A 13,389-nucleotide genomic window follows, 5' to 3' on the forward strand; every position below is an offset into this window, starting at 1 on the left:
AGAGGGAAAAATAAAAAGTTCTCAAATCCGATAGTTCCAAAGCCCCTATCTTTACGTATATCTATAAAACCTTTTTGATGCGAATAGGAAAGACGTTCTGCCTGCTGGCTGTATTTTTGCTACTGGCCTGTACCTCCGGGGAAGAGAAAAAATCAATCACCGTAAACAATCTCAACGATTACACAAACTACATTTCCCAGGTAACCCAGGGCATCATATCCACCCGGGATGATATCCGGGTGGTGCTTACCCATCCTGTTCAGGGCTGGGAAAGTGGAGACGAACTTGAGGATGCATTGTTGACCTCCAAACCCAGGGTAAAGGGCAAGTTAAAAACCCTGGATCCACGGACTATTTCCTTTAGCCCGGAGGATGGCCTGGACCAGGATACGGAATACCTCTTTACCCTGAACCTCGGGGCAATTGTGGACGATATTCCAAAAGATCGAAGGTTGCTGACCTTCGGGCTGAAGACCATCAAGCAGCAATTCAATGTTTACTCAGGACCCCTGCAATCCAGAACCAAAGATCTACAGTATCTGGAGGCACAAATGAGATCTGCCGACCTTATGTCCCTGGAGATGGCGAAAGAATTGATACGGGTAGAACGCGACGGAAAAGCCTTGCCGATCAATTTTGAGGAGGGCATCCAGGAAAGCAGGCAATTCGTGTTCAGGGTGGATAGTATTTTACGACTGGAGGAAGACTCCGAACTGCTGATCTCCTGGAACGGAAAAAAAATGGGGATTGAAAGCCAGGGAAAGAATACTGTAAAGATCCCGGGTAAAAATAATTTTACGGTACTGGATATACGGGTAGAACAAAATCCACAGCAACATCTGCTGATCAATTTTTCGGATCCCTTGAAGAAAGGACAGAATTTCAATGGATTGATAGTGCTGGAAGGCGATGACAATCCGAAGTATTCCGTAGAAGGCAGTACCTTAAAGCTCTATCCCTCCAAAGACATTAAGGGAACGGCCACTCTGGAGTTCTTTGAGGGCATTCAGAACCAGGAGGGGTATAAGACAAAGCTCAGCCTACAGCAATTGGTGTCTTTTGAACAACTAAAACCCCAACTAAAGTTATTGTCAAACGCCACCATACTCCCTTCGTCCAATAATCTGAAGATCAATTTTGAAACCGTTAATCTGCTAGCCGTAGATGTGAAGGTTTTGAAGATTTATCAATCGAATATAATGCAGTTCCTGCAAGGGAATAAACTAAATGGCGCATACAATCTCAGGTCTGTGGCGAGGCCTATAGCCCAAAAGAAGATCAGTCTTCAAAGTAATATTTCAGATGTTGACGGCAAGTGGAAAGCTCATGCTCTGGACCTGAGCAAACTGATAAGTCCGGAAGTGGGTGCGATCTACCGCGTTGAATTCGACTTTAAACCCTCCTATAGTGCTTATAGCTGCAACACGGACAACTTTGATACCCTGGATAGTTCAGAGGAGAATTTTGATGAGGCCCAGGAAGACAGTTCCTGGGATGGAGTGGAAAATTACTACAGCAACTACTACTATAATTACGATTGGAATGAACGGGAAAACCCTTGCCACACTTCCTATTACTACGACAAGAAAGTAGGCCTGAACGTCCTGGCTACAGATATTGGGGTCACGGTAAAGAAGGGCGTGAACAAGAGCTACTTCGTGGCTGTAAACGACCTGTTGAACACCAATCCCATAGCAGGGGCCAAGGTGAGTTTTTACAATTACCAGCAACAACTTATAGGTTCTGTGACCACGGATGCGGACGGAACCTCAATTTTTGACTCCGAGAAACTGGCTTACTTCGCAAAAGTTGAAAGCGAGGGACAGGTGAATTATGTTAAGCTCAATGACGGAAATGTCTTGTCCGTAAGTAAGTTCAATGTTGCCGGCGTGGAACTGCAAAAAGGACTCAAAGGTTTTCTGTTTGCTGAAAGAGGGGTGTGGCGGCCAGGAGATAAGGTTTTCCTTTCCTTTATGCTGAACGACAAAGCCAATGAATTACCGGAAGATCATCCGGTAACTCTAACCCTCTTCGATCCTTATAACAAAAAAACATATCGCGAGGTTAAAACCTCAGGGCTAAATGGATTCTACAATTTCAACATAGCCACATCAGAGAATGCCCCTACCGGCAATTGGCTTGCAAAAGTTTCGGTAGGCGGGGCTTCTTTCACTAAATCCCTTAGGATAGAGACCATCAAACCAAACCGACTTAAAATTAAGACGGACTTTGGGGCTGAGATCCTTTCTTCACAGAACCCAATAAAAGGGACTATGGAGGTTAAGTGGCTTCACGGCGCTATTGCCAGGAACATGAAAGCGGACATTACAGCCAGGTTTGCCAGCCAGTCTACTTCCTTCGGCAGTTTTCCGGGCTATACCTTTGACGACCCCACCCGAAGGTTTTCAACCGAAGAACAATCTGTTTTTGACGGCCGGGTCGATGCACAGGGGGAAGCTTCATTTCAATTGAAGCCTCAGCTAAGCAGCGCGGCACCCGGGATGTTAAGGGCTTCCTTTATTACCAAAGTGTATGAGACCGGTGGGGATTTCAGTACCGACGTGTTCAGTAAAAGCTATTCACCCTTCAGCACCTATGTGGGCCTCAACGTGCCAAAAGGAGATAAAACAAGGGGGATGCTTCTCACGGATACCAAACATTTATTTGAAGTAGTTACGGTAGATGAACAGGGAGTTCCAAGGCCGGTGAAAGATCTGCGGGTGACCATGCATAAGGTCAATTGGCGATGGTGGTGGGATACTTCTGAGGAGAACTTATCTAATTTCAGCAGCAGTAATTACAGGGAGAAGGTTTTTGAAGAGCGAATAAATACGGGAACGGATGGGAAAGGCACATTTGAGTTTGAGCTCAAATACCCTGAATGGGGCCGTTACCTGGTAAGGGTGGAAGATGAAAATGGAGGTCATGCTAGCGGGAAGACCATTTATATTGATTGGCCGGGATGGGCAGGTAAATCCCGAAAGAACGATCCTTCTGCCGCCACTATGCTCGTATTTTCAGCGGATAAGGAAAAGTACAATGTAAGCGAAAAAGCCACTGTAACTTTCCCAAGTTCCGAAGGAGGCAGGGCCCTGGTCACAGTGGAAAATGGCAGTGAAGTGCTGGAGTCCCTTTGGGTAGAAACACAGAATGGGGAAACCAAGTTTGATCTGGATATCAAAGATCTTTATACGCCTAATGTGTATGTCCACATTTCCTTATTGCAACCACATGCCAATACTTTGAACGATGCCCCGATCAGGCTCTATGGCGTGCTTCCGTTGTCGGTAGAAGATCCCAAAACCAGGCTTCAACCGGAGATTGACCTGGCAGATGTACTCCGCCCGGAAGAAACGGTAAGCCTGAGGGTAAGTGAGCGAAATGGCCGGACTATGACTTACTCCATAGCTATGGTAGATGAAGGGTTGCTGGACCTTACTCGTTTCAAAACCCCGGATCCCTGGGGTGGATTTTATGCCAGACAGGCCCTTGGGGTCAAAACCTGGGATATTTACGATGATGTTATCGGAGCTTTTGGCGGGCGTATTGACCAGGTTTTTGCCATTGGAGGCGATGGGGATCTTGCCGGCGCCAAAAACCAAAAGGCCAACCGCTTTGAACCTATGGTCGTACACCTGGGACCTTTTGAACTCAAACCAGGACAAACCGACTCCCACGACATTCGCATCCCTAAGTACGTAGGCTCTGTACGTACAATGCTTGTGGCCTCCGACCTTTCTTCAGAGGCCTATGGCGCAACGGAAAAGACTACTCCCGTACGTAAACCTCTGATGGTATTGGCCTCGCTTCCGCGTAAGATCACTCCGGGAGAAAAAGTGACCTTACCGGTCACTGTTTTTGCCATGGAAAAGAAGGTGAAGAATGTGACCTTAAGGGTTCGTCCGGACAAGTCATTTAACATTACCGGATCTTCAAGCCAAACTCTAAGCTTCAGTGAACCTGATGAAAAAATGGCCTATTTTGAGCTTACCGTTTCTGAATTGCAGGGTATCGGCAAAGTAGTGGTAGAGGCTTCCGGGGACGGAGAGAAGGCTTCTTTTGAAGTTCCAATTGACGTAATCAATCCCAATCCGCTGACCACCGAAGTTCAGGATTTTGTATTGGATCCGGGCAGTACCAGAACAATTGAGTTGGAAACCTTCGGGATCTCGGGAAGTAATGGTGTGCAGGCCGAGTTCTCTACGCTCCCTCCAATGAATTTTAACGGGAGGATGCAATACCTGATACACTATCCTCATGGTTGCGTTGAACAAATTACTTCCGCGGCATTTCCGCAGTTGTACCTGTCAGACATTTTTAATCTTGATACTTCAAAGCAACAGGAAATTCAACGAAATGTGGAGGCTGCAATTCGGAGGCTTGGGAACTACCAGCTGGTCAACGGAGGATTTTCGTACTGGCCGGGAGCCTCAAACCCTAACGATTGGGGAACTTCCTTCGCCGGACACTTTCTACTTGAAGCGGAAAGAAAGGGATATGTATTGCCCATTGGCTTTAAGTCTTCCTGGGTCGATTACCAGTCCAGACTTGCCAAACAATGGAGAAGCGATGGCCGATACCCGGACCTTGCACAGGCGTATCGACTCTATGTCCTGGCCCTTTCCGGTAATGCGGATATCGCCTCCATGAACCGGCTTAGGGAAACGAGCGGCCTGGGCCTGGAAACGCGTTACCGTTTAGCGGCAGCCTACGGATTGATCGGACAAAAACGCATTGCATTGGACCTGATCGGAAATTCCTCTCCGGATTTCAGCCTTTATAAAGACCATAGCAAAACTTATGGCTCCGCTTCCCGCAACAGGGCAATGGCTCTTGAGACCTTAATTCTGTTGAAAGACAAGGTCAGGGCACAGGAAATGGCAAAAACACTGGCAGCAGACCTCAATGAAAGAAGATGGATGAGTACGCAAACTACCTCATATTGTCTTTTGGCCATGGCAAAGTTTGCCGAAATGATCGGGGGTAAGGAAATCAGCGCTGAGCTTTCCGTTAATGGAAAGACCTTAAATACCACAACCGAAAAGACCCTGGCGGTAAGTGATCTGCCAATTCAGCAGGGGAGAAACCAGATCAGCCTTACCAATAAGGGCTCTAATACACTGTACCTTAGCCTGGTAAGTAGTGGTGTTTTAGCCGTTGGTCAGGAGCGAACTCAGCAGCGAAATCTGTCGGTGGGAATTTCCTATAAGGGAAGGGATGGTAGCGCTGTAAATATTTCAAGATTGCAGCAGGGAACCAACTTTGTTGCGGAAATATCCCTCACCAATACCAGTTCCAGACCTATAGAAAATATGGCGCTTACCGAAATATTCCCCAGTGGCTGGGAAATAGTGAATACCCGATTTACGGACTTCGGGAATTTTGCGGAGAACAAGGTGAGCTATACCGATCTTAGAGACGATCGCGCCATGTTTTATTTTGACCTGAAAAGGAATGAAACCAGGACCTTCAGGCTGCTTCTTAATGCCTCCTATCCCGGGAGATATTACCTTCCCGGCATTCAGGCGGAGGGAATGTACAACAATGACTATATTGCGCGGACCTCTGGCAGCTGGGTAGAGGTGGTGCGCTAATGGTCAATTGCCGGGTTTTATGCCAGACCGAACTGATCTGATAACCGATAAAGCAATAACGAAAATGAAAAAACTATTCCTGACACTATTACTGGTATTGACTAATCTGGCGGTTCTCTCCGCACAACAAACCGAAACGGACCTTGAAAAAGAGGCCATTCTGGCGGTCATGAAAGCACAGCAACAGGCCTGGTCTGATTACGACCTGGAAGGCTTTATGGAAGGTTATTGGAAAAGTGACTCGCTAAAGTTTTACAGTAGCCGTGGCATTACCTACGGCTGGAAAAATACCCTGGAGAACTACAAAAAGGGCTACCCGACCAAAGAACATGCGGGAAAACTGGAATTCACTATCAACGATGTCTCCAAAATTGATACTTCCTCCTATTTTGTGATGGGCGAGTACCACCTAAGCCGGACCATAGGAGATGCGCATGGAGTATTCCTCGTTTTGTTCAAAAAGATAAATGGCGAATGGAAGATCATTGCCGATATGAGTTGTTAAAGCATCACACTTTTACCACGGAGGCCCTGGAAAGCTCTGTGGCCCAACTTATGGCCCAGTCCAGGGAACGGAACCTTCTGAAACGCGTAGGAACAAATAATTTCTCCAGCAAGGCATTGAGATAACTCGCCCTGGAGTAGCTTACAATGGCATAGCCCCTGAGTTTATAGCTGTTTCTAAAGAATTTGATCCAGTCTGCAGGCATCACGTTGTAAGAGTGGATCCTGTTTGAAATATAGACGATATCCCGCCCGTCATTCTCATACAAATTAGACAGATCTTCCGTAATCCTTTTACCGTGCTCTTCCCAGTTAAAAAGCACATCCTCGTGAATTTCAGCAATGATAAAAGAATCAAATAAGAAAAAATCCCCGAAAGGGTAGTTCAGCTCATTAAGGGCCCTGCCGTAGAAAACGGTGTCCCTCACACTTCTTGGTTTCATCGTAATAGTGTTCTCTCAGGGCGAAAGATACGGGAAGCAAATGAGTTTGATCTTAGGAATCGTTCAACGACACCAATACTCTGTAAATCGCATAAAACCTACACCTGTTCAGAAACCTCCTCATCCCTTTGTAATACTTTGCTAAAGATAAGTTCTCCTATTTCTTTTATAGGTTCGTACAGAACAGATTCCTTTACCGTATCTCGTTCAACGAAATTCAGAGAGGTATTCATACGGTCTAAAAACACCAATAGGGCTCCAAGGATAACAGCTACTTTTAAGGCCCCAAAAATGCCCCCGGCGATTTTATTGAGTAGACCCAACATGGCGAAATCCGCAATTTTTGTCAGTAGTTTTCCGGCCATATTTACCACCACAACGATTATAATAAAGGTTAGGATGAAAGCAGTGAGGTTGATGTATCTTTCGTCCCAACTCAGTCTATCCGCTAGGTAATCACCGGTGATATATGAAAAGTAGATAGCCCCGAAGAAGCCTGCGATAAGCGCTAGCAGGGAAGCAATTTCCACAAAAAGCCCGTTCCTTATACCTCTGTATAGACCGTAGATCAATAAAAGTCCGATAAGTATATCCAAAAAGGCCATTTCCGCGTATTTTGACAAATATAGGACATTGATTTGTACCTTTACGACTTCTTCTTCAGCCCTTGGAACAGGGATTGGAAAAAGCAAATTAAGTATGTCCAGAGATCAAATATTAAAGGAGCGTTGGGATACCCTGGTGATAAAACTTTCCGAGCGGTTTTCGGATGGAGATCCGCTGGAACTGGATGCGATCATTTACCTGGTTGGCGTACAGGAACTGGGTCAGTATCACAGGTCCTTTAAAAAGGATGAGAAGGTAAATCTGATGCACATAGGCATATGCCGACTCCTTGAACCCTATGGTTATTACGAATTCGATTTCTTTGACGATGACGGATGGCCTCACTATAAGGTCCTGGAAAATCTGCCCAGCCTCAAAGCAGGAGAGCAGTCTGTACTGATGAAGGAAGCGATAGTGAATTATTTCCTGGAAAAAGAATACATCCTATGAATCTGGAAAGACCCTATTACGCGGTAATTTTTACCAATACCAGGACAGATGTGGACAAGGGCTATGCCGAAATGGCCGAACAGATGGAGCTGCTTGCCCGGGAACAACCTGGCTACCTCGGATTTGAAAGCGCTCGTGACGGTCTTGGCATCTCTGTTAGTTACTGGAAAGATCAAAAGTCAATCGCGGATTGGAAATCGCAGCTGGATCATCAGATGGCCCAGCAGCAGGGAATTAAGGAATGGTATAGTTGGTATAAGGTTAGGGTATGCCTGGTAGAGCGGGAGTACGAGTTTCACAAAGAACCATAACGTAGTTCAGGGTTGAAGTCCTACGAAATCCGTAAATTCCAGATTGATGGGCAGGATTCGGGCATACTTAAGAAGGCATCCCAAAAGGGTATTGGTTGTCGCCATTCTGCTAATCCTGTACTATTTCAGTTTGCCCAGAGAGCTGTTTAAGGATCCGACAGCAACGGTGGTAGAGGGCCGGGACGGGCAGCTTTTGGGAGCTAAGATCGCAGAAGACGGCCAATGGCGCTTTCCCCCGCCTGACAGTATTCCCTCGAAGATGGAAGCCTGCCTGCTGCAATTTGAGGATGCTTATTTCTACAGGCATCCGGGCTTTAATCCCATCTCCATACTAAAAGCCCTGAAAGCCAATATCAGTGCCGGACGAGTGGTACGAGGCGGTAGCACAATTACCCAGCAGGTTATTCGGCTGTCCAGGAAAAAGAGACGTTCCTATCTAGAGAAGTCCCTGGAACTTTTGTTGGCAACCCGACTGGAATTAAGAACGAGCAAAAAAGAGATCCTAAAACTGTACGCCACCCATGCGCCGTATGGCGGAAATGTGGTGGGACTGGATGCTGCCTCCTGGAGGTACTTTGGCTTACGCCCTTACCAGCTCTCATGGGCGGAATCCGCGACACTTGCGGTACTTCCCAATGCCCCCAGTCTTATCTATCCCGGGAAGAATCAGGAAAAACTCCTTAAAAAAAGAAACGGACTGTTAAAAAAGCTACGGGAGAAAGGCCTGATCGATAGCACTACATATACGCTGGCCCTATTGGAGAAACTTCCTCAAAAGCCCTATCCGCTGCCCACTACCGCCAGGCATTTTGTAGCCTTTGTCGCAGGCAGGGAAGAGGGGAAAAGGATACGGGTAAGCCTGGACGAAAACCTTCAAAAGCAGGCGGCCGAAGTGGTTCACCGGCACTTTTTAGGATTAAGGCAAAACCAGGTGCACAATGCGGCCGCCCTTATAATTGACGTAAAGACCCGTGATATCAAAGCCTATATCGGGAATACCAATACTACTAAAGAACATCAGAAAGATGTAGATATGGTCCGGGCTAACCGCAGTACAGGCAGTACCCTTAAACCCTTGTTATATGCGGCAATGCTGGATGCCGGCGAACTACTACCGACTATGCTGGTGCCAGATGTTCCTACCCAAATCGCGGGCTACACCCCGGAGAACTTCAACGAGGATTATACCGGTGCCATAGAAGCCAGAAAGGCACTTTCCCGTTCTTTGAATATCCCCTCGGTCAGACTTTTGCAAAACTACGGACTGGAGAAGTTCAGAGACCAACTGAACTCCTTTCATTTAAGAGGGATTTCCAAATCGGCGGATCACTATGGATTAACGCTTATTTTAGGAGGGGCCGAAACGAACCTGTGGGACCTATGTAAGACCTATGCGGGCATGGCTTCTACTGTAAATCATTATACTGAAACATCGAGTGAGTATTACGATAGGGAGTTTACGGAACTGGTTTGGAAACAAGATAAGCTCGCTGATATTGGCAAAAAAACGATTCACAAACCCATTTTTGACGCCGGAAGTATTTACCTGACCCTGGAAGCCATGAAAGAGGTCAACAGGCCTGAGGGGAATGAATCCTGGGAATTCTTTGATTCGGCTAAGGAGATCGCCTGGAAAACAGGGACTAGCTTTGGGAACAAGGATGCCTGGGCCATAGGCCTTACCAAAGATCATGTAGTGGGAGTTTGGGTGGGCAATGCCGATGGAGAAGGGCGCCCACAGGTATCAGGCCTGCAAAGCGCCGCCCCGCTGATGTTTGATCTGTTCGATCTGCTTCCTCGCAGCAACTGGTTTTCCCAGCCATTGGATGCCCTCAGGGAAACCGCGGTGTGTTCCAGGAGCGGGTTCCTGCCGACTACCAACTGCCCGCTTAAGATGGTAATGGCTCCAGCCATGGAAAATACGCTTAGACCCTGTTCTTACCATCAACAGATTTTTCTCGATCAGAACGGGCAATTCCGTCTGAATTCTTCCTGTGCGACACTTTCCCGGGCCAGAGGGGTTTCCTGGTTTGTATTGCCGCCCCTGATGGAGTTCTACTATAAGAGACGAAACCCTACATATCGCAGCTTACCGCCTTATCGCGAAGATTGCAGGGCCGCTGCCGAAGAGATCATGGAATTTATTTATCCCAGGAACGGAAGCAGGATAAGCCTGACCAAAAATTTTGATGGTAAATTGAACGAACTCGCACTAAAATTGGCGCATAGCAAAAGCGGTAGTAAGGTCTTTTGGTATCTGGACGAAAAGTACCTTGGAGATACTGCGGATTTTCACGAATTGGGAATATTGCCAAAGCCTGGAAAGCATAAAATTACCGCCGTGGATGAAGAGGGAAATGAAAAGTCCATTACTATAACGATAGAGTGAAAAAATGTTTATCCAAAGGCATTTTTATCCCGTATATTTGTAATAGACATCTATGCTACTTTATGCTACTCCCTAAATGTTGAAGTTATGAAAGAGAATATCCCATTCAGCAATCTGGACAGAGCCGGGATCATCAAGGATTTGCAAAATACTGAATATGACCTTGTGGTAATTGGTGGTGGAATTACCGGTGGAGGGATCGCTCTTGATGCCGCTTCCAGGGGTCTAAAGGTGGCGCTGGTTGAAAAAGGGGATTTTGCCTCCGGTACGAGCAGCAAGTCTACCAAGCTGATCCATGGCGGACTTCGCTACCTGAAGCAATTTGATTTCTGGCTGGTCAAGGAAGTGGGATCAGAAAGGGCTATCGTTCACAAACTGGCACCTCATCTCGTACTCCCGGAAAAGATGTTGCTTCCTTTGATAGAAGGAGGTTCTTACGGGAAATGGCTCACCTCTATAGGGCTCAAGGTTTATGACATTCTGGCCCAGGTTACAGGAGATGACAAGCGAAAGATGTTGGAGAAAAAAGAAGCACTCGCGCTGGAGCCACTGCTTCCCAAAAAGATCTTGAAGGGCGCCGGCTACTATGCAGAATACCGGACAGATGATGCAAGACTAACCATAGAGAATATCAAAACCAGCCTGCAATACGGAGCTAAGGCCCTCAATTATGCTGAGGTTACTGAATTTCTTTATAAGGAGGACAAGGTTGCGGGGGTGAAAGTGAAAGACGCTGTAAGCGGTGAGGAGTTCGCCATAAAATCGAGCTATGTTATCAGCGCCGCCGGCCCCTGGGTTGACGAATTGCGCACCATCAATAATTCCAAAAAGGGGAAACGCCTGCACCTTACCAAGGGGGTACACCTGGTCTTTCCTCATGAAAAATTACCTGTTAAACAATCTGTCTACTTTGATGTTCCGGACGGGAGGATGATCTTTGCCATACCAAGAGGTAAGATCACCTATGTAGGGACCACCGATACGAACTACAACCACGATAAGGATAAAGTAACCACAGACCTGGCTGACGCCATCTACCTGATATCCGCGGTTAATAATATGTTCCCGGGAATAAACCTGGAAATGGAAGATATTGAATCTTCCTGGGCTGGTCTGCGTCCTTTGATCCATGAGGAAGGTAAATCAGCGTCTGAACTGTCCCGAAAAGACGAAATTTTCACTTCAGATTCCGGGCTCATCAGTATGGCGGGTGGCAAGCTTACCGGTTATCGCAAGATGGCCGAACGTGCCGTGAATAGAATCGCCAGAAAAATGGAGGAGGAAAATGAGGTAAAGTTGCCTGAATGCAATACTTCCAAAATACCACTTTGCGGCAGCGATTTCAAAAAATTCAAGCATGTAAAAAAGTATATCGCTGAAGTCCATGAACGCATTGCCCCTGAAGGATTTTCTGAATATGACTCCTGGTTCCTTGTAACCAATTACGGCAAACAAACAGAAAGCATTCTCGAGAACTACGCCAAATTAAAACACAAAGACCCTCGTGTGCGCCTGGCCATGGCAGAGCTGCACTTTGGTATTACACATGAGATGGTACTTAACCCTATGGATTTCTTCATTCGAAGAACAGGCAGGCTGTACTTTGATATCCACAGCGTAAGATCTTTGCTGGAGCCTGTTCTGGACGAATTCAAAAAGCTCTTCAAATCAGATGCGGCCCAAATCAAGTCCTGGCAGGAAACCATGGAAAGAGAGCTGGAGGAACACTCCAATTATTCCCTGGAAAGGGTTTAGTTGGACAGGCCGGTGAGTTCTCTCGCCCAGCTTATGATCTGATCCACGGTGCCCACATCCCATTTTCCCTCTTTTCCTTCAAAGGAATCCTTAGGTGTTTCATGGATGGTATTCCAATGATCCAGTCCCGGATATTCGACCAGCACATGGTCCTTGTGTCCGTTCCTTTCCAGCACGTCCATGATCATATGATTGTCAAAGGCAGACATGATCCAATCGTTGGTTCCCCTTAGTATACGTACCGGCACACTCACTTTTTCCCATGCTCCCGCAAGATCATGATCCTGTAACTGGTGGTAATAAGCCATCGGTCTGCCATACATATGCCGGGGGCCGTGATAGTTGTATTCCTCAAGCGCCGGATAAGCGTTTACTACCTCCTGATAGGTTTTTTTCTCGATGAGCATGCCGTAATAGAGCGGGATGTAATAGTTATTCATTTTTTGGACGATCTCCGATTCCGTATCGCCCTGGAAAACACGTATCCTCCTTTCAATCTCCAGCATATGTTCAAACCAGGTCTTGAAAAACGTGCCGTCTGAAATGATACCGGCCAGTTGATGCTCATTGGCCAGGGCTGGGGCCAGAGCGCTACCCATACTTGAACCGTATACCACTATTCTCTCCGGGTCTACATAGGGTTTTGATTTCAGATCTTCTATGGCGGCCTTAAACCCTGCAATGTCCGTATGGAAATCCGCTTCGCTACAATTACCGTTGCTATCACCCACGCCGGGCTTTTCTATCCTCATCACCACCATTCCGGATTTTCTGACCAGGTCTTTAAGGGTTTGCACCCAATTGCCACGCCTGCCGGGATACACCTCGATACTGGAACAACTCAGGCCTCCAATTACCACAATGGCAGCTTGCCTGCCGGCTCTTTTTGGCTTGGTAATTATGGTTCTTTGGGTAATTCCGTAACTGCTGGTTACCTCCTCGTAAAAGGTATCCAGTTCCGGGTGTGTTTCTTTCTCCAAAGGATTGGGGGTTACCTCGGTATGGATCAGTTCAGATCCCCTCACAAACTGAAGCTTTACGGTTTCTGCTCCTCTCAGGTTATAGCTTACATCGCTCCATATTTCCCCGTCAACTATAGGGACGTCATTCACTTTTATTATCCGGTCACCTTCTAAAAGCCCGGCTTTTTCCAGAGGGCTGCCTTTTTCAAGAGAACGAATAAGTACCCCGTGCCCTGATGTGGCAGGGGTTGAAAAGCGAGCCTCCCAGGAGGCTCTTCTTTGCAATTCCTGGCTTTGAACGCTGTTAGTCAAGCCAAGGCTTAAGGCTAATAGTCCGACTATTCCAATTGAGATCTTCACACTGCTTATTTTTAA

9 protein-coding genes are annotated in these 13,389 nt (G+C 46.9%); 6 read left to right on the top strand and 3 right to left on the bottom strand.

Translation table 11 applies throughout. The features are described 5' to 3' along the window. Nucleotides 1-77 precede the first annotated feature (77 nt). Nucleotides 78-5,594 carry an alpha-2-macroglobulin family protein gene (locus GTQ38_RS10890; RefSeq protein ID WP_161435551.1) on the top strand — a complete coding sequence of 1,839 codons (5,517 nt, stop codon included), beginning with the start codon at nt 78-80 and terminating at the stop codon, nt 5,592-5,594. 64 nt (nt 5,595-5,658) lie between these two features. Beyond that, nucleotides 5,659-6,099 (top strand): YybH family protein, encoded by a 441-nt coding sequence (locus GTQ38_RS10895; protein WP_161435552.1) that lies wholly within the window; start codon nt 5,659-5,661, stop codon nt 6,097-6,099. 4 nt (nt 6,100-6,103) lie between these two features. Here GTQ38_RS10895 and GTQ38_RS10900 read toward each other — a convergent pair whose 3' ends face one another. After that, on the bottom strand, nt 6,104-6,541 hold the full coding sequence (locus GTQ38_RS10900) for a hypothetical protein (RefSeq protein ID WP_161435553.1): 438 nt from the start codon (nt 6,539-6,541) through the stop codon (nt 6,104-6,106). A 98-nt stretch (nt 6,542-6,639) separates the two neighbouring features. After that, nucleotides 6,640-7,146, bottom strand: a complete 507-nt coding sequence (locus tag GTQ38_RS10905) for a CvpA family protein (protein ID WP_161435554.1) — start codon at nt 7,144-7,146, stop codon at nt 6,640-6,642. Between the two features lie 94 nt (nt 7,147-7,240). On the opposite strand from GTQ38_RS10905, the gene GTQ38_RS10910 reads away from it, so the two are divergent. The 4 genes from GTQ38_RS10910 to GTQ38_RS10925 all read left to right on the top strand — a co-directional run bounded on the left by GTQ38_RS10910 (nt 7,241) and on the right by GTQ38_RS10925 (nt 12,052). Then, nucleotides 7,241-7,597: a hypothetical protein gene (locus GTQ38_RS10910; RefSeq protein WP_161435555.1), complete on the top strand. Its 357-nt coding sequence runs from the start codon at nt 7,241-7,243 to the stop codon at nt 7,595-7,597. Then, the gene (locus GTQ38_RS10915; protein ID WP_161435556.1) at nt 7,594-7,908 is read left to right on the top strand and encodes an antibiotic biosynthesis monooxygenase family protein; all 315 of its coding nucleotides are present in this window, start codon (nt 7,594-7,596) and stop codon (nt 7,906-7,908) included. Before GTQ38_RS10910 ends, GTQ38_RS10915 begins: the two co-directional genes overlap by 4 nt. Nucleotides 7,909-7,954: 46 nt before the next feature. Next, nucleotides 7,955-10,297 (top strand): penicillin-binding protein 1C, encoded by a 2,343-nt coding sequence (gene pbpC / locus GTQ38_RS10920; RefSeq protein ID WP_161435557.1) that lies wholly within the window; start codon nt 7,955-7,957, stop codon nt 10,295-10,297. An 87-nt stretch (nt 10,298-10,384) separates the two neighbouring features. Next, a complete protein-coding gene (locus GTQ38_RS10925) occupies nt 10,385-12,052 on the top strand; it encodes a glycerol-3-phosphate dehydrogenase/oxidase (RefSeq protein WP_161435558.1) in 1,668 nt (555 codons plus the stop codon). Here the strand turns inward: GTQ38_RS10925 and GTQ38_RS10930 are convergent. Beyond that, the gene (locus tag GTQ38_RS10930) at nt 12,049-13,374 is read right to left on the bottom strand and encodes an alpha/beta fold hydrolase (RefSeq protein ID WP_161435559.1); all 1,326 of its coding nucleotides are present in this window, start codon (nt 13,372-13,374) and stop codon (nt 12,049-12,051) included. The two genes, GTQ38_RS10925 and GTQ38_RS10930, sit on opposite strands and share 4 nt — an antisense overlap. Nucleotides 13,375-13,389: the final 15 nt, after the last annotated feature.

The organism is Poritiphilus flavus (assembly GCF_009901585.1).
GTDB classification, from domain to species: Bacteria; Bacteroidota; Bacteroidia; order Flavobacteriales; family Flavobacteriaceae; genus Poritiphilus; species Poritiphilus flavus.